This window comes from Candidatus Cloacimonadota bacterium (genome assembly GCA_034661015.1).
In the GTDB taxonomy this organism is placed as follows: Bacteria; Cloacimonadota; Cloacimonadia; order JGIOTU-2; family JGIOTU-2; genus JAYEKN01.
On the sequence record JAYEKN010000119.1, the window covers coordinates 1 to 17,479 of the forward strand.

The window sequence follows — 17,479 nt, forward strand, 5'->3', positions numbered from 1 at the left end:
GATCTTGTAACTGAAATTTTATTTTGAATCAGCCGGTGGACGGACAAGTTTTTGAATTGCATTCGTGGCTATTCTTTTTTCAATTTTACATTTTTTAAATAGGTAAAAAAGCAACCAAAATAATCAAGGGCGTTCACGCCCTTACATCTTCCTAAAAACGCCATAAATGGCGTAAAATAATTTGCACGATTTTTCAGGATGGATTTTAAAATTCGGAACTATAATTTCCAAGTTTAAGATTTATATTTTTACCTAAATCAATTTTTTCTCCAATAAACTTGATAAATAATTACGCAAATATCTTTTCGTGAAAAAATATTTTGGAGAACAAATTGTCGCTTATAAGTATTCTTAAACGCAAATTAGCAAAGACGCATAATGTTTTTGTAAACAGGTTGGCGGAAGTAATTCGGCTTAGCGGGAAAGTTGATGAGGAATTAATGGAAGACATCGAGGGCATTCTGATACAATCGGATATTGGGATAAAATTTACCGATAGTATTATCAAAAAATTGAAAGAGGAAATTAGAGTTAATAAGATTAAAAAAACTGATAAGATATTTTCAATTTTGGAAAAAATCATTATTGAGATTCTCACAGATGAATATGTGGAAATCCACAAAATAAATTATTCTCCTTCAAATACACCCTATGTGATTTTTTTCGTTGGTGTGAACGGTGTGGGCAAAACTACTACGATCGCAAAGCTTGCCAAGAAATTTAAAAAGGCAGGGAACAAGGTGCTACTCGTGGCTGCCGACACATTTCGGGCAGCCGCCATTGAGCAATTAGAAATATGGGCAAAAAGGATCAAGGTAGATATAATCGGGCAAAATTACGGTGCAGATCCTTCTTCAGTGGTCTTCAATGCACTCATTTCAGCGAAAGCAAAAAAATATGATGTGGTTCTTGTGGATACTGCCGGAAGATTGCATACAAAAGAAAATCTGATGCGTGAATTAGGGAAAATTCAACGTATAGCCCGGAAAATTATCTCGGATGCACCCCACGAAACTTTATTAATTATTGATGCAACTACCGGGCAAAATGGGATTCAGCAGGCAAAAAAATTCCTTGGAGCAATAAACGTAACCGGAGTAATCTTGACAAAGTTGGACGGCACTGCAAAAGGCGGTGTTGCCATCGGTATCAAAGATAATCTGGGCATTCCCATCAAGGCTATCGGTATTGGTGAGCAGGTTGATGATTTGCGAAATTTCAATGCTCAAGATTTTGTTAAAGCAATTTTTGAAAATTAATCTCGGTCGAAAATTAATATAAAAAAGGATCTACGATAAATTTCTAAGGAAAAAAATGAAGGCGAAAACATTTAAAGGTGGAATTCATCCACACGATTGCAAGCATTATTCAAATAAAGCTGCTGTAGAAGATTTCCCTGCTCCTGAAAAAGTAATAATTCATCTTAGCCAGCATATTGGCGCTCCTGCTTTGCCGATTGTAAAAAAAAATGATGTTGTGAAAAAGGGGCAAAAAATCGCAGAAGCTGGTGGATTTGTCTCTATTCCAATGCATAGCCCGATTTCCGGAAAAGTTATTCAAATAGCAAAATTTCCTCATCCCACCGGAACAATACAGCAGGCAATTGAGATTGAAAACGATGGAAAAGATGAGTGGTTTTCAAAATTGAAAGATGAAGAAAATTATTTTAACTTATCTGTTGACGAAATGAAAAATCGTATTAAAAATGCAGGTATTTGTGGAATGGGTGGCGCCGGATTTCCAACTCATGTGAAGCTTTCACCCCCGGAAAATAAACCCATTGATATGATCATCCTGAACGGAGTCGAGTGCGAACCATATCTCACATCCGATCACCGTCTTATGCTTGAAAGACCCGAAGAAATTATTGCCGGTTTGAAACTCATCATGAAAATTGTGAGTGCAAAAAGAGGATTTATCGGGATTGAACTAAATAAAAAAGATGCGATTAATCTGATGAAAGAAAAGTTGAAAAATGAGAAAAATTTAAATGTGGTACCTCTTAAACTTCGTTATCCTCAGGGAGCGGAAAAACAGTTGATCTACGCTGCCACAAAACGCAAAGTTCCTGCAGGTGGATTGCCAATGGACATCGGTGCTGTGGTTCAAAACGTGGGAACTGCTTTTGCAATCTATGAATCAATTCGTTTTCAGAAACCGTTAATAAATAGGATTACAACCGTAACCGGTGATATTGTAAAAACCCCAAAAAATCTTCGTGTTCCAATCGGTTCTTCTATGTCCGAAATGCTTGATTTTTGTGGCGGAACAAATGAAGAGATCGGAAAATTGATATCAGGTGGACCGATGATGGGATTTGCTTTACCTCAGATCGATACACCGATCAGCAAAACAAGTTCCGGCATTGTTTTTCTTTCCAAGAAAGATGTTGATACCGTACACGAGCAACCCTGTTTGCGATGTGGGCGTTGTGTGGATGCCTGTCCGATGAACCTTGTACCCACATTTTTGGCGGAAACAGTTCGCAATGGAATGTATGAAGAAGCCAAAAAAATGAATATTAACGATTGTATTGAATGTGGTTCTTGCTCGTTCGTTTGTCCGTCGCATATTCAAATTGTGCAGTGGATCAAAGTAGGGAAATTGGAAGTCGGCAAATTGGCAAAGAAAGCTAATGAAAAGTGAAGTATGAAAAGGTATCTATTATGCAATTAGGAATTACAACAAATCAAAAAATAAATTATCGGAGGTTGATAAAGTGAATTTATTAAATATTTCCACCTCTCCTCATTTTCACGAAAAAATAGATGTAAAAATAGTTATGTGGTCCGTGGTCGGAACACTTTTTCCTGCACTTATCGCTGCTTATATCTTTTTTGGTTGGTATTCAATATTTCTTACCGCTCTTGGCGTAATTACAGCGGTTGCCACAGAAGCACTCATTCAGCATTTCAGAAAAGTGCCGATAACGATTTCAGACGGGAGTGCCGTCATAACCGGACTTTTACTCTCTTTTAATTTGCCCCCGAATGCTCCTTGGTGGTTGCCTGTGTTGGGTTCTGTTTTTGCTATTTCTATCGGGAAACAAGTTTTTGGCGGATTAGGATATAATCCTGTGAATCCTGCTCTTCTCGGCAGAGCATTTCTGATGGCTTCTTGGCCTGTCCAAATGACCACAGGCTGGGCGTCAAAACTCGCTAAAGCAAGTGTGGTAACTGTTTCCGGTTTGAAAAATTCCTTAATTGCCGGAAGCGGTAACGAGTCATTGCAAAATCTGATAACTTCCGCTACACCTTTAAATCTTGCTCAGCAAATCCGCGGGGACATTGCAGATGGAGTGGGTGGTGAGGCATATCGAACAATTTTTGACAACCTTTCCTCACTTGATTATATCAAAAGTCTGTTCTGGGGAAATGTGGGAGGATGTATCGGAGAAGTTTCTGCTGCTGCCTTGATAATCGGGGCTGCTTACCTTGTTTACAAACATTATATCGAATGGAGAATTCCTGTTTCCTATATTGGCACAGTTATCGTATTCAGTTGGATGCTTGGGGGAATTGATGGCTTATTTTCCGGACCGATTCTTTTTCACGTTTTTTCCGGCGGTCTCATCCTTGGTGCTTTTTTCATGGCAACCGATATGGTAACCTCTCCGGTTACAAAAAACGGGAGGATATATTTCGGTCTTGGTTGCGGAATTCTAACTGTAGTGATCAGGCTTTGGGGCGGTTATCCCGAAGGCGTTTCATACTCAATTCTTATTATGAATTTGGCTGTTCCGCTTCTCGACAAAATTACACCCCAAAAAACTTTTGGTTATCGTAAAAAGAATTAATTTTGCAAAGGACTCACAATGAAAAATATAATTAAGCCTACGCTCGTTTTGCTCGTTATCTGCGTGATAGCGAGTACGGTTTTGGCTTTTCTTTACCAGAAGACAGCACCGATTATCGCCGAAAACAATAAAATTGCCGAACGAGATGCCCGAAAAGTAGTCTTACCGGAAGCGACTAAGTTTTTGGCTGTGGACGGACAGGGTAGAACCGAAGTAGAAAAAGATTTTAGTGAAAAGAACATAAAATACTACGAAGGTTTCAGTGATGATAAATTAGTCGGATATATTTTCAAATGTGGTGAAAAGGGTTACAGTAGCTATGTGAAAACCATTGTCGGAATTGCAAATGACAAGGATTTTACGATTACAGGTATAAAGATAGTTTCACAACAAGAAACCCCGGGTTTGGGTGCAAATTGTGTTACACCCGGATTTGCAGCGAAATTCAAAGGGAAAAATCCTGCCACAATTTATGTGAATAAAGACGGTGGCGATATTGTAGCCATCACAGGGGCAACTATTACTACCAGAACAGTTACAAATTCGATTCGAGATGAATTTGATTTATTAAAAAAGGATTTTAAAGATAACCAAGAAGGAGCAAAATGAAATTATTTGGAGAACTTACAAAAGGTATTATAAAAGAAAATCCTGTTTTTGTTATGGCTCTCGGGTTGTGTCCGGCTCTTGCAGTGAGCACCTCGGTTGAAAATGCAATCGGGATGGGTGGGGCAGCAACTTTTGTTTTGATTTGCTCGAATATTATCATTTCTTTGATCAAAAATATTGTACCGGATAAAGTACGAATTCCTTCCTTCATTTTGGTTATTGCTGCGTTTGTTACGGTTATTGATATGACGATGCATGCCTATCTGCCCCCGCTTCACAAAAGTCTGGGAATTTTTATTCCACTCATTGTGGTTAATTGTGTAATTCTTGGTAGAGCCGAAGCCTTTGCCTGCAAAAACAACGTAGGCAGATCAGTTCTTGACGGATTAGGTATGGGATTGGGTTTTACTCTGGCACTTGTAGTTATTGCGATTATTCGCGAACTGCTCGGTGCAGGAACGATTTATAATATTCCCATAATGCCGGCTTCTTACAAACCGATGATAGTAGCAATTTTGCCGCCCGGAGCATTTATTACGATCGGATTGCTGATGGGTTTGCTAAATCTTTTTAAGAAAGAAAAAAAGTAAATTTGGCGTAAAATATCTGTGATATTTTTCAGTTTCAATATCACGGATATTAGATTCCAAATATTAAAGAATTCACTCAGGAGAGATTATGAATTTTTCGCATTTATTTTTTATTATTATCAGCGCCATTTTTATAAACAATTTTGTAATTGTCAGATTTTTGGGATTATGCCCCTATATCGGGGTTTCCAAAAAACTGGATTCCGCTCTTGGTATGGGTATGGCTGTCATATTTGTAATGACGATGGCTTCCACACTTACCTGGATCATCTATCATTTTTTCCTAAATCCCGATACCAGTATTTTTGGTGTTGATCTTACGTTTTTGCAGACGATTGCTTTTATTCTAAGTATCGCCGCTCTCGTACAATTTGTTGAAATGGTTATCCGAAAAGCAGCTCCGGACCTTTATAAGGCTCTTGGAATCTATCTTCCCCTGATTACAACGAATTGTGCCGTGCTTGGTGTCTCCATTTTGAATATTACAGCAGAATATACCTTCATCGAATCAGTTCTTAATGGTTTTGCTGCTGGAGTAGGTTTTACCCTTGTTCTACTTTTAATGGCAGGAATGCGCGAAAGATTGCAATTTGCCAAAGTTCCCAAATCCCTACAGGGAATGCCGATTGCATTTCTGATTGCCGGCTGTATGGCTTTAGCTTTTCTCGGTTTTTCGGGTATGAAGTTTTAGGGTAAATGGAGACAATTTGCCACCGGCCTTTTCATAAAGTAAAAAGTAAAAAGTAAAAAGTAAAAAGTGAAAAGTAAAAAGTAAAAAGTAAAAAGTGAAAAGTGAAAAGTGAAAAGTGAAAAGTGAAAAGTGAAAAGCAGAATTTAGGATAATAGTAGCACCATAGGTGCATAATCTTTGTAGCCTATGGCATCAGCCATAGGAAAAAATGCAATCAACCCAAAGCACCGTAGGTGTGACATTTATAAAGGAAAATATTTATGTTTTTTTGTGAAATTTTGTGTGATTCTAACTGCCCAATGGAATGCTTTAATTTTTTATATTTCATTGGGGAGGATAAAAACGGAATTATTCTGGTAAAATAAGGAGTTTTAGATGATAGCAACAGCAATAATTGTTCTCGGTGCATTGGCAATAATTTACGGAATCGGGCTTACTATCGCTTCCAAAGTTTTTCATGTGAAGATTGATCCGAAAATCGAACAGATTGAACACGCTCTGCCGAGTGCAAATTGTGGTGCATGTGCGTATGCCGGATGTGCAGCGTATGCCGAAGCAATCGTAAAGAATGGTGAAGATATTTCACTTTGTGCCCCGGGTGGTGAAAGTGCAATGCGCAAAATTGCTAAAATTATGGGGAAAAAGCCTAGTAAGAAAGAACGTAAAATCGCTTTGATAAAATGTCAAAGCGGTGGGAAGAATAACACAATTTTAAAATTTGAAAATCGTGGGATAGAAACCTGTCAGGCTGCTCTTCTGCTATCAAACGGGCATAATCAGTGTGATTTTGGTTGCCTTGGATTTAATGACTGTCAGGCTGCTTGCACTTTTGACGCTATTTCCGTAGATAAAAACAATATGCGTCATATTGACGAAGACAAATGCACCGGTTGTGGAAATTGCGTAGAGGCTTGTCCAAAAGACCTTATAGAACTTGTCCCAATTAGCAAAAAGGTCAATATTCTTTGCATGTCGCACGATAAAGGAAAAATTGCCAAAGCAAGTTGTGGAAACAAAACGGCTTGTATTGGTTGCGGGTTATGTGTAAAGAAATGTCCTGTGGATGCCATTTCTATGGTAAACAACCTTGCTGTGATTGATTATGAAAAATGTGTAGTTTGCGGATTGTGTGCAGAAGTTTGCCCCACAAAGGCAATCGTAGATAAAATCGGAAGGCGTCCCCAACCAAAAATCGTGGAAGAAGATTGCATAGGCTGCACGATTTGTGCAAAAAAATGCCCGGTAAATGCAATTAGCGGTGAAGTGAAAAAACTGCATATAATTGATGAAGAAAAATGTATTCAGTGCGGTATTTGTGTAGAAAAATGCCCGAAGGGTGCGATTATTACGGAATATTAAAAACAATAAAAAAATTTTAGCTTAAGTTAAATTTCAACTCTACACTTGTTCTCGAAAGAGTACCTTTAAAATTAATTGAGTTATTTACGACCATTCTCCGGTACAATTTGTCCCGAGGTGGTCAGTAGCGCCTTAATTAAAATTTTATAGAACCAATCAAACATTGAAGAATGTTTGACAAAGAAAACACAATCCCAAAAATCTGACTAAAATTCTATAACATTGCTGGTAGAAATTACCGGCAATTTTTTTATAAGGAATTACATGTCAAAAAACGAAAAAATTGATAGTATAATTAATGATGTGTGCAAAATATTCGGCACCACTCTTTATGAATGGAGATTGCTCGGATACCATGAAAGTCAGAATTTAATTGTATATATCACAAAACCGGATGGAGTTTCCATAGACGATTGTGCTGATTTTAGCAAAGCCCTTTCGGAAGCATTTGAAGAAAGAAAAATTTTTGAATCGCCTTTAACTTTGGAAGTTTCTTCACCGGGATTAAATCGTGAATTGAAAGTTGTGAGTCATTTTGTTGGTGCAACAGGTGAAAACTTAAAGGTGAAAATTTTAAATGAGCAAAATCGGCATGAGACTGTTATTGGTATTTTAAAGTCTGTAAAAGACGATAAAATATATATTCAAAAAGCCAATGAGAATAAAAAAGAAATCCGCCTTGATCAGATAAAAAAGGCAAAAACTGTTTTTAAATAGAAAATAAATTGAATAAAATAGGTGAATTATGGGATTAAATTTACTGTCAAGTATAGAAGAATTTGCTCGCATAAAGCAAATTGACAGGAGCAAGATTGCTACAATTATTCGGGAAAGTCTGGAAAGCACTCTCGAAAAAAAATTGCATACTGAAGAATTATCTGTTGAGATAAATTTTGAAAAAGGTGAAATAACAGCAAATTTGATGGCAACCGTTGTTGAAGAAACTCCGCTTAACCTTGGGGAAATAAGTCTTGAAAAAGCCCGTGAATTTTCCGAAAATATAGAAGTTGATGATGAAATCCCTTTAAAAATCCCCATCACTAATTTCGGCAGAAAAACTATTCAAGCTGCCCGTCAATCAATCATTAATCGGATTAAAGAATCAGAATCGGATAAGATGCAGGTAGATTATGAAAAACAGAAGGGCGAATTAGTCTCCGGCGTTGTAAAAAAGATTGAATATAACGGGTATATTGTAAATATTGGATTTACCGATGCTCTTCTTCCCACAGATGAACAAGTTGAAAATGAATTTTATAAATCGGGTGATTACATAAAAACCATCATCTACGATATCCGAAAAGAAAAAAAAGGACTTCGTGTAATTTTATCGAGAAAAAGATCAGAATTTATCGTGAAATTATTTGAATCTGAAATCCCTGAAATAATCGAAAAACAAGTGATCATCAAAAAAATTGTTAGAGAACCGGGTTACAGAACCAAAATTGCAGTTTATAGCAAAAATAGCAACATTGATGCATTTGGTAGCTGCGTTGGACAAAATGGTGTGCGGATAGAAGATATAAAAAAGGAATTACACGGTGAAAGAATTGATGTTGTGGAATTTCATGAAAACCTTGAGGAGTTTATAAAAAATAGTTTGGGAACCGGTTTGGTTAAAAGAGTTTATCTCGCGGAAAGAGGTAGATTTGCTCAGGTTATTGTGGAAAATGATAAAAAAAATATTGCTATCGGTAAGGGTGGAAAAAACGTTAAACTTGCGGCTAAATTGACAAATTATAAAATTGATGTTCTGGTAGATAGCGAGTATGAAGAAATGGCCGCTAAGGAACGTCGTGTAACAAGTAAAATTTTTGAATTGGATGGAGTTTCACAGAACATTGGCGATGTTTTATATAAAGCCGGTTATACATCTGTTCAGGATATCCATGAATCTTCAATAGAAGAAATTTGTAATATTGAAGGTATTGGAAAGAAAACAGCCATAAAATTGAAAGAGTCGTCCAAAAATTTTTAACTAAACAGACGAAAGATTATAGTACATTGAATTAGACACATAAATTATGAAAATGCGAAAAACAGAAGAAATTGAAAAAATTGCTAATCTTCTTAGAATGGCAAGAAAAGCCGGAAAAATCTCTATTGGTAAATCTGCAGTTGAAAGATGTATCAATAACAGGGATGCAAAAATTATTTTTTTCGGAAAAGAAGAGAGCAATTTTATTCAAAAAAAACTGAGTTTATGCCAAAAAAATGATATTAAATTCTTATTCATTTTCAATGATGAAGAATTGGCTGAGATATTCGGTAGAAGAAAGTTGACTATGGTTTCTATAAACGATGTGAATTTTGCCAATGGTATAAATCAGATTATTAATAAATTTTCTAAGGATTTGCCCACCTAAGTTGGATTTCCGCCAGATGGCGGCTGGTCTGCGGAACGAAAGGATTCAGAATGGCAAAACAAAAAAGAGTTATAGAATTAGCAAGAGAATATAAGGTTTCCTCAAGTGCTTTAATGCAGATATTAAAACGATTGAAAATACCTGTTAAAAGCCATATGAGTTATGTGGACGAAGAAACTGCCACAAAAATTCATGCGATGTTTGAAATCCAAAAAAAATCTGAAAAAATACGTCAACAGAAACGTAAACAATACAGAAAGAAACGGATTACAGAAAAATTACATAAGAAAGAAATTGCTAAGGAAATCAAGAAGAAAAAGTCCGAACGGATCAAACAGAATAAAGATAAAGCCAAATCCGCAAAAGATAAAACGGTTCAAATCAAAACACAGACAGAACCTTCACCGGAATCAAAATATGTTTCTAAACCTAAGGTTGTTACCAAACCCGGTTCATCGAAACACCCACACAAACCATTAAAATCTGATCTTGCAAAAAATGCAAAAAAGGCTGCAGAATCCAAAGAAAAAAAACATAAAGCTAAGACAGCAACTAAAACAGCAGAGACGACTCCAAGTAAAAAAACAAAAAAACCTAAATTCAAAAATAAAAAAGCAAAACAGATTGAGGAAAAACAGAAAAAATTCTTTAACCAACAAGAAGCGAAGGGTAGGATCAAAGCTACTTTGTCTCAGGCAACTAAAAGAAAAAAGCATAAGAAAAAATCCCAGCAGGGAAGTCCTGAAGTACAGGAGAAGATCATTGTTCACGAATTTACTTCTGCATCTGAATTGGGACTTTTGATGGATGTGAATCCTACGATAATTGTGGCGAAGTTTATGGAACTCGGACAAATGATCACAATCAATCAAAGGTTAGATAAAGAATCTTTGATCATGATCTGTGACGAATTTGATCTTGATGCCGATTTTGAAGAGCAACATGGGATTGAGGTTTTAAAGGAGCAAACGAAGGAATTGGATACGGTAAAAAAAGAATCCAGATCCCCTGTTGTCTCAGTTATGGGACATGTTGATCATGGAAAAACCTCCATTCTGGATTATATTCGCAAAGAAAATGTAATCGCAGGAGAAAAAGGTGGAATTACCCAGCATATTGGAGCTTATCAAGTAAAATATAACGATCGGAATATTACTTTTATAGATACACCCGGGCATGAAGCATTTACGGCTATGCGTGCCAGAGGAGCCGAGCTTACAGATATTGGTGTTATTGTCATTGCTGCGGATGATAGTGTGATGCCACAAACTATGGAAGCAATAGACCACGCAAGCTCCGCAGCAATCCCTATTATAATTGCAATCAACAAGATGGATTTGCCTGCTGCTGATCCCCAAAGAGTCAAAAGGGATCTCGCTGAAAAAAACATTCTCGTGCAAGGTTGGGGTGGAGAAATAGAATGTGTTGAGTGCTCTGCAAAAACAGGTGAAGGCATTGATACATTATTGGATACAATTCTTCTTACCGGAGAAGTGGAGGAGTTGAAGGGACGTTTTGAAGAAAAAGCCGAAGGAGTTGTGATTGAAGCAAAATTAGATAAGGGAAAAGGTCCTGTTGTTACTGTTCTAATAAAAAATGGTGTAATTCATAATAAGGATATAATTATCTGTGGTGCACAATCAGGAAACGTAAGAATGCTGCTTGATGAACGCCAAAGACCTGTAAAAGAATGCTCTGTTTCCGGGGTTGTGCAAATTCTGGGACTAAATGGAGTACCTGCTGCGGGTGATATTTTGAATGTGGTACAGGATGAATCTACCGCAAAAAAAATTAGTGAAAAACGTCAGTTTGAAAAGCGTCAGAGACAATTAGCCAGCGGGAAGGGTGTTACCCTGGACAATCTTTTCGATAAAATTCAGGAACATGCAATTGCTCAGTTAAATGTGATTGTAAAGGCTGATACCGATGGTTCCGTTGAGGCAATTTGTGATGCTTTGGAAAAGACACAATACAAAGAAGTTGGTGTAAACATCGTGCGTAAAGCAGTTGGTGGAATAGTGGAAGCAGATGTTGATCTGGCAAGTGCTTCCGGATCAATTATTATTGGTTTTCATATTAGACCAAACACCGAAGCTCGCAGAGCTGCTGAAAGAGAGGGCGTGGAAATCAGACTGTACGAAATTATCTTTGAAGTTATGGATGATGTGAAAAAATCTCTCGAAGGATTATTGACCAATGTAATGAGAGAAGAACATCTCGGCTCCGCAAAAGTTCTGCAAATCTTTAAAATCTCAAAAGTTGGTACTGTTGCCGGATGTGAAGTTGACAATGGTAAAATTACGAGCGATTCTCTCCTCAGGCTTTATCGCGATGATATAAAAATCTATGAAGGTGCCGTCTCCACTTTGAAAAGATTTCAAAACGATGTTGCTGAGGTTACGCAGGGAAAAGAATGCGGTATAGGTATAGAAAATTATAATAATATTCAGGTCGGTGATGTGATCGAATCTTATACCCAGATCGAAGAAAAAAAGAAGTTGGAATAACCCAACAATAGTTCGTGCTATGTTTTATCTAATCCAAAATATAGTAGGTCAAATCAATCTAAAGATCTGTCAGAGGAAGATTATCCCCGAATCTGTATGATGTCTCGGATCGTTGGTCATCTGAAGGCAATTTTTTTTTGGTGAGCAGAAAATAAAAGAAATCAAAAAAGATAAAAACGGAACGATAAAAAAGAATTAATTATCAAAGGGAACAATTTTTTTGAATTTACATAGTTTGAAATATAACGATAATCTCAAAGCCCATATATTCGAAAGGCAAGGAATATTTTTATGATTCATCATCGCCAAGAAAGATTGAACGAACATGTGAAAAGGGCTATCTCAAAAGTAGTCTCTTATGAATTACGGGATAAAAGAACATTCGGGATTCGAATTTCATCTGTGGAAGTTACGCCGGATTTAAAACACGCTTACGTTCTTTTCACGTTACTTGATCCCAAGCACAAAAAGAATGCAATTATCGGTTTGAATAGTGCAAGCGGACATATTAGAACCAGAGTTGCAAAAATACTTAATTTGCGAAATACTCCCGAATTACATTTTAGATATGATTCTCAGGATATTGATGCTTTAAATCTTGAAAATTTAATTGAAGCGGAGCGGAAAAGAAATGAATAATCTAAAAAAGGGATTAATTGAAAAGCTAAAAAACAATAACAATTTTATCATCACTACTCATGAAAATTCGGATGGAGACGGACTCGGAACTCAATTTGCTCTTTATCAATATTTAAAATCGTTGGGAAAAAACGTCGAAATGCTCAACGAAGATTTTCCCCAAGAAAAATATGCTTTTCTTGGATTTAATCAATTAGTAAAAAAAGAATTAATTATTCGCAAAGAGAATAATGAAGAAAATGATCCCTATGTGATAATGGTTGATTGCAACGAAAAATCCAGAATAGGAGAATCGTTACAATATATTTTTCGGGATGATTCGAAACTAATCAGAATTGACCATCACAGAAATCCTGAGGAAATCCCGGCATCTTTTTCAATAATTGATGAAAATGCATCATCTGTTTGTGAAATTCTCTTCTATCTGCTGCGGGATGAAGTGAAAAATTTTGATGAACAGGATTTAAAAAAATGGGCAAACTGTCTGTATTCGGGGATTATATTCGATACGAATAATTTCACAAATTCCAATGTGTCCCCCGGTACTTTTTATGCTGTTAGTGAATTGAAGCGATTCGGGGCTGAGCATCGCTTATGTTACATGCAAATGTTTGAAGATAAATCAAATAATATTTTAAAACTGCTTGGGGAAACTCTTTCCACAATTGAAGAAATCCTTGATGGCAAATTGGTAATCTATCATACGACGCAGAAAATGCTAAAAAATTGTAATCTAAAGAGCGAAGCAACTGAAGGATTTACAAAAGAAGTGCGTCCGGATAACGGAAGACAAGTTGTAATTTATATTCGTGAAACGGATAATGAGTATTGCCGTGTTTCACTTCGGTCAAATGGGCTGAACGTCCAAAAAATTGCCGGAGAATTCGGGGGCGGTGGCCACAAAGTCGCCTCTGGATTTAAAGTAAAAATGGATTTGGAACCCTTGAAAAAAAAATTGATTGAGATTGTAACTTCAAAAATGGTAAGAAATTAATTGGATTTCACATATTTTTTATATCATTTACAAATTGTGATTAACCGGAAAATAAAATGCGTGAAATAATTTATACTATATTGCTTGTTTTTATTTTTGGATTTATTAAAAAATCTGTAGAAGCTTTACCCCGAACAGGAACATTGGCAGATGGAATTTTGAAATGAAAAATATTCACCAGATCAAGCACAAGCTCAAAAATCCGGTTGTTACCGTAGGCACTTTCGATGGTGTTCACCTTGGGCATCAGAAGATTATGCGTTTGCTTATTGAGCGAGCAAAAAAAATCAACGGGACATCGGTAGTGATTACATATCACCCTCATCCTCTGGAAATTTTACGAGAGAGGCATTATCCATATTTACTTACGGAACAAAGCAAAAAAGAGGATTTTCTAAAAAAAATCGGAATAGATTATGTGCTTTGGCTGGATTTCGATAAAAAGTTGGCAGGTATGTCTCCCCTTGATTTTGTAGAAGAATATTTCGTGGAAAAAATTACTGCCAAAGAAATTATCGTTGGCTATGATTGGCATTTTGGTAAAAATCAAGAGGGAGATTTTCATTTGCTGAAAAAATATGAGAACAAATTTAATTTCAAAGTGGATATGGTTGATAAAGTTCTTGTTGAGGGGGAAACAGTTTCCAGTACAATTATTCGTAAGTATTTGCAACAAGGCAGAATACAAAAAGTCAATCAGATGCTTGGAAGAAAATATTCAATTATTGCGAATATTATAAGTAAAAAAGGAAAGAAGGATATATACGCAATCAAATTGAAAGCCGAAGAGTTCCGAAAATTGTTTCCGAATAGGGGACTCTATTTTTCCAAATTAGTAATCGGACAGAGAGAAGTATATGCGTTAAGTATTTTTGAGCAAAATTTCGCAGACACTTCTCAAACCAAAATAATAAAATGTTATTTTTCCTCTCCTGACGAAATAGAGCATAGCGATGTGGAATTGTTTATGATCAAAAAATTACCCCGAGATTCACAAAATGAAACTATTCGACAAATTGAAACGTATATGAGCGCAAAGGGAGAAGACGGGAAAGTTACTTTGTGAAATATGGCAAGCAATAATAAGTTTTCTGAAATGTCTGTTTCAGCAATAATCACGGCAGCTGGGAAAGGTTCTCGGATGAATTTGGATACGAAAAAACAATTTCTCCGAATTTATGACAAGCCAATTATTGTTTCCACTCTGGAAAAATTTGTTAATACCAAGATATTCGATGAGATTATCATCACAATTGCAAGAGAGGATATGGATTGTTTGCGCGAAATATTTTTTTCCGAATATGATTTTTCTCAAGATTTGATTAAAATAGTTGTCGGTGGAAAAACACGACAGGAATCAGTTTTAAACGGTCTGAAAGCAAGTACTAATCCGGATGGGGTGATAGTAATTCATGATGGAGTTCGTCCCTTTGTTAGAGAGGATGAAATTAAGCAAATTGTTCTTCTGGCAAATAGAGATGGAGCTGCAACAGTTGCCATTCCGGCAAAGAACACAATCAAAAAAGCGGAACATGGTAAGGTTATTTCAACATTACACCGAGAATCTCTTTGGGAAACTCTTACCCCGCAGGCTTTCCGGTTCAGTATTCTCTATGATGCTCATATTAAAGCTCAAGAAAATAAATTAAAAACCAATGATGATGCGGAACTCGTTGAGAAAATCGGGATACCTGTTTTCATTCAGAAGGGATTTCCGGAGAACATAAAGATAACTACTCCATTTGATTTGGAGATAGCGGAAGAACTATTGAAACAATGATAAATAAAACGGAAAACAATTTTCTATTTTTTGTGATCTTTGTGGTTAATCAAAATTTATATGAAAGTAGGAAACATGCGAATCGGATTCGGTTATGATGTTCACCCTTTGAAAGAAGGTGAAAAGATGATTTTGGGTGGAGTGGAGATTACTCATAAAAAAGGACTTGTAGGCCATTCGGATGCAGATGCTTTGTGCCATGCGATTATTGATGCTATGTTCGGAGCGGCTGCTCTTGGCGATATCGGAACTCATTTCCCCGATTCGGATGAGAAATACCGAGGGATTTCAAGTTTGAAATTGCTTGAGCAATCAGCTGCGATTTTACTTGAAAATAATTACAGGATCATTAATATTGATTCAACTATCGTGCTGGAAAAGCCAAAATTAATTTCTTATAAACAGCGTATGATTAAGAACATATCCGAGAAACTTGACATCAAAACTACCCAAATATCCGTCAAGGCAACAAAAGAAGAGGGACTTGGATTTGTGGGGGAACAAAACGGCATTAAAGTTTTTGCCGTTGTTCTGCTGGAAAAGAAAAATAAATAATCAGGAAGTGTTCATGTCAGCGAGCAAACGCTGCCGTATAATCGCACTGCTAAAAATAAAAATGAATCCCCCAACCGGCGGATGTGTATTTGGTGGTAAAAAATATTTGATATGAAATCTATTGATTTATTAATAATAAATATCGGTGAGTTGCTCACCATTGCTCAAACCGATTCCGAGATTGGAAACAAGATGGACGATTTGGGAATTATCTATAATGGAGCAATTGCCATAGAGGATGGGAAAATATCGGATGTAGGTTCCCTTGATGACATTATTAAGAATTATTCATCCAAGAATATTATTGATGCAAAGGGCAAAGTCGTGATGCCCGGTTTTGTTGACCCACACACTCATCCTGTTTTTGTAAATACACGCGAAAAAGAATTCGAGATGCGAATTCAGGGGAAAACTTATAAGGAAATTTCGCAAACAGGTGGTGGGATTCGTTCAAGTATATCCGACGTGCGAGCAGCTTCAAAAGAAACTTTGTACAAATTAGGGATGAAACGAATAGAAAAAATGCTCCAACAGGGAACTACAACCATAGAAGCAAAAAGCGGTTACGGGCTTTCTACAGAATCGGAAATCAAGATGCTGGAAGTGATTCGAATGATGGGTGAAAATTCGGAAATGGATATCAAAGCCACGTTTCTCGGAGCACATGAATTTCCGGAAGAATATAAGGATAATAGAGAAAAATACATTGAAATATTAATGGAAAAAATGTTACCCGCAGTAGCCGAGAGAGAATTGGCTGAATATTGTGATATTTTTTGCGAAGAACATGTTTTTACCGTGGACGAATCCCGAAAGATTCTTTTACGAGCAAAGGAGTTAGGCTTTAAAATACGGATGCATGCCGACGAACTTGAACCGATTGGTGGGGCGGAACTTGCAGCAGAAATTGGGGCAATTTCCGCTGATCATCTCGTTGCAATTTCCGATAATGGAATTACAGCAATGAAAAACGCTAATGTATTTCCGATTTTGCTTCCCGGAACGACTTTTAGTTTGGGCTTAAAAAACTATGCTCCGGCACGCAAAATGATAGCAGCCGGTTTGCCGGTTGCCCTTGCCACAGATTTTAATCCCGGCTCATGCAACTGTGATTCTATGCAAACAGTGATCAGCCTTGCCTGTCTTCAGATGAAAATGTTACCGGCAGAAGCAATAGCTGCTTCCACACGCAATGCTGCTCTTTCTTTAGAAATTGGGGACAAAATAGGCACTCTCGAAAAGGGTAAACAAGCCGATATTTTGATTATGGACATGCCTTCTTATCGATATCTTCCGTATCATTTGGGTAGTAATTGTGTGAAAACTGTAATCAAAAACGGTAAAATCATAAATTTTAATCAAATATAATTCTAAGAGAGAAAAAATGAAAAAATATAATTTAATCGCAATAATTTTAATTTGTACATTTCTTCTAAATGCCGGCTCTGTTTTTGCGTTGGATGAAAATATTTCTCAACGATTATTTTACAATGTTTCTGTAGTCGGGCAAGTAAAAAATCCGGGAACGTATAAATTTCCTCCCACAAGCAGAATTTCCGATGCGATCAAGTATGCAAATATCCCGCTTGATAC

General features: G+C 36.7%; 18 protein-coding genes. All 18 read left to right on the top strand.

From position 1 onward, the window contains the following. Positions 1-332: 332 nt before the first annotated feature. Entirely contained in the window at positions 333-1,259 is a 927-nt protein-coding gene (gene ftsY, locus U9P79_04815) for a signal recognition particle-docking protein FtsY (GenBank protein MEA2103948.1), read from the top strand. Between the two features lie 55 nt (positions 1,260-1,314). Continuing rightward, a complete protein-coding gene (gene rsxC, locus U9P79_04820; GenBank protein MEA2103949.1) occupies positions 1,315-2,646 on the top strand; it encodes an electron transport complex subunit RsxC in 1,332 nt (443 codons plus the stop codon). A gap of 73 nt (positions 2,647-2,719) precedes the next feature. After that, on the top strand, positions 2,720-3,796 hold the full coding sequence (locus U9P79_04825; protein MEA2103950.1) for an RnfABCDGE type electron transport complex subunit D: 1,077 nt from the start codon (positions 2,720-2,722) through the stop codon (positions 3,794-3,796). Between the two features lie 18 nt (positions 3,797-3,814). Continuing rightward, positions 3,815-4,405, top strand: a complete 591-nt coding sequence (locus U9P79_04830) for an RnfABCDGE type electron transport complex subunit G (GenBank protein ID MEA2103951.1) — start codon at positions 3,815-3,817, stop codon at positions 4,403-4,405. After that, positions 4,402-4,995, top strand: coding sequence for an electron transport complex subunit E (locus U9P79_04835; protein MEA2103952.1), 594 nt, complete (start codon positions 4,402-4,404; stop codon positions 4,993-4,995). The genes U9P79_04830 and U9P79_04835 overlap by 4 nt, the downstream gene beginning before the upstream one ends. Positions 4,996-5,083: 88 nt before the next feature. Further along, positions 5,084-5,686 carry an electron transport complex subunit RsxA gene (rsxA, locus tag U9P79_04840; GenBank protein MEA2103953.1) on the top strand — a complete coding sequence of 201 codons (603 nt, stop codon included), beginning with the start codon at positions 5,084-5,086 and terminating at the stop codon, positions 5,684-5,686. A gap of 375 nt (positions 5,687-6,061) precedes the next feature. Continuing rightward, positions 6,062-7,045 (top strand): RnfABCDGE type electron transport complex subunit B, encoded by a 984-nt coding sequence (locus U9P79_04845; protein MEA2103954.1) that lies wholly within the window; start codon positions 6,062-6,064, stop codon positions 7,043-7,045. Between the two features lie 264 nt (positions 7,046-7,309). Further along, the gene (locus U9P79_04850; GenBank protein MEA2103955.1) at positions 7,310-7,762 is read left to right on the top strand and encodes a hypothetical protein; all 453 of its coding nucleotides are present in this window, start codon (positions 7,310-7,312) and stop codon (positions 7,760-7,762) included. A 28-nt stretch (positions 7,763-7,790) separates the two neighbouring features. Further along, positions 7,791-9,023: a transcription termination factor NusA gene (gene nusA, locus U9P79_04855; protein MEA2103956.1), complete on the top strand. Its 1,233-nt coding sequence runs from the start codon at positions 7,791-7,793 to the stop codon at positions 9,021-9,023. 46 nt (positions 9,024-9,069) lie between these two features. Next, complete coding sequence (locus tag U9P79_04860) at positions 9,070-9,411, top strand: ribosomal L7Ae/L30e/S12e/Gadd45 family protein (GenBank protein MEA2103957.1); 342 nt, start codon at positions 9,070-9,072, stop codon at positions 9,409-9,411. Positions 9,412-9,461: 50 nt separating this feature from the next. Then, positions 9,462-11,918, top strand: a complete 2,457-nt coding sequence (gene infB / locus U9P79_04865; protein MEA2103958.1) for a translation initiation factor IF-2 — start codon at positions 9,462-9,464, stop codon at positions 11,916-11,918. 291 nt (positions 11,919-12,209) lie between these two features. Continuing rightward, positions 12,210-12,557 carry a 30S ribosome-binding factor RbfA gene (gene rbfA / locus U9P79_04870; protein ID MEA2103959.1) on the top strand — a complete coding sequence of 116 codons (348 nt, stop codon included), beginning with the start codon at positions 12,210-12,212 and terminating at the stop codon, positions 12,555-12,557. Then, entirely contained in the window at positions 12,550-13,551 is a 1,002-nt protein-coding gene (locus U9P79_04875) for a bifunctional oligoribonuclease/PAP phosphatase NrnA (protein MEA2103960.1), read from the top strand. Before rbfA ends, U9P79_04875 begins: the two co-directional genes overlap by 8 nt. A gap of 163 nt (positions 13,552-13,714) precedes the next feature. After that, positions 13,715-14,617 carry a bifunctional riboflavin kinase/FAD synthetase gene (locus U9P79_04880; GenBank protein MEA2103961.1) on the top strand — a complete coding sequence of 301 codons (903 nt, stop codon included), beginning with the start codon at positions 13,715-13,717 and terminating at the stop codon, positions 14,615-14,617. Between the two features lie 3 nt (positions 14,618-14,620). Then, positions 14,621-15,331, top strand: coding sequence for a 2-C-methyl-D-erythritol 4-phosphate cytidylyltransferase (gene ispD / locus U9P79_04885; GenBank protein ID MEA2103962.1), 711 nt, complete (start codon positions 14,621-14,623; stop codon positions 15,329-15,331). Between the two features lie 75 nt (positions 15,332-15,406). Next, positions 15,407-15,886 (top strand): 2-C-methyl-D-erythritol 2,4-cyclodiphosphate synthase, encoded by a 480-nt coding sequence (ispF, locus tag U9P79_04890; GenBank protein ID MEA2103963.1) that lies wholly within the window; start codon positions 15,407-15,409, stop codon positions 15,884-15,886. A 111-nt stretch (positions 15,887-15,997) separates the two neighbouring features. Continuing rightward, a complete protein-coding gene (gene hutI / locus U9P79_04895) occupies positions 15,998-17,254 on the top strand; it encodes an imidazolonepropionase (GenBank protein MEA2103964.1) in 1,257 nt (418 codons plus the stop codon). A gap of 16 nt (positions 17,255-17,270) precedes the next feature. Next, positions 17,271-17,479 (top strand): SLBB domain-containing protein (locus U9P79_04900; protein MEA2103965.1); only part of this gene is annotated, 209 nt, incomplete at its 3' end.

Bases quoted from the DNA above. Each gene is read 5' to 3' on its own strand.
- rsxC (MEA2103949.1), top strand. From the start codon at position 1,315: ATGAAGGCGAAAACATTTAAAGGTGGAATTCATCCACACGATTGCAAG.
- U9P79_04830 (MEA2103951.1), top strand. From the start codon at position 3,815: ATGAAAAATATAATTAAGCCTACGCTCGTTTTGCTCGTTATCTGCGTG.
- U9P79_04835 (MEA2103952.1), top strand. From the start codon at position 4,402: ATGAAATTATTTGGAGAACTTACAAAAGGTATTATAAAAGAAAATCCT.
- rsxA (MEA2103953.1), top strand. From the start codon at position 5,084: ATGAATTTTTCGCATTTATTTTTTATTATTATCAGCGCCATTTTTATA.
- U9P79_04845 (MEA2103954.1), top strand. From the start codon at position 6,062: ATGATAGCAACAGCAATAATTGTTCTCGGTGCATTGGCAATAATTTAC.
- U9P79_04850 (MEA2103955.1), top strand. From the start codon at position 7,310: ATGTCAAAAAACGAAAAAATTGATAGTATAATTAATGATGTGTGCAAA.
- nusA (MEA2103956.1), top strand. From the start codon at position 7,791: ATGGGATTAAATTTACTGTCAAGTATAGAAGAATTTGCTCGCATAAAG.
- U9P79_04860 (MEA2103957.1), top strand. From the start codon at position 9,070: ATGAAAATGCGAAAAACAGAAGAAATTGAAAAAATTGCTAATCTTCTT.
- infB (MEA2103958.1), top strand. From the start codon at position 9,462: ATGGCAAAACAAAAAAGAGTTATAGAATTAGCAAGAGAATATAAGGTT.
- rbfA (MEA2103959.1), top strand. From the start codon at position 12,210: ATGATTCATCATCGCCAAGAAAGATTGAACGAACATGTGAAAAGGGCT.
- U9P79_04875 (MEA2103960.1), top strand. From the start codon at position 12,550: ATGAATAATCTAAAAAAGGGATTAATTGAAAAGCTAAAAAACAATAAC.
- U9P79_04880 (MEA2103961.1), top strand. From the start codon at position 13,715: ATGAAAAATATTCACCAGATCAAGCACAAGCTCAAAAATCCGGTTGTT.
- ispD (MEA2103962.1), top strand. From the start codon at position 14,621: ATGGCAAGCAATAATAAGTTTTCTGAAATGTCTGTTTCAGCAATAATC.
- ispF (MEA2103963.1), top strand. From the start codon at position 15,407: ATGCGAATCGGATTCGGTTATGATGTTCACCCTTTGAAAGAAGGTGAA.
- hutI (MEA2103964.1), top strand. From the start codon at position 15,998: ATGAAATCTATTGATTTATTAATAATAAATATCGGTGAGTTGCTCACC.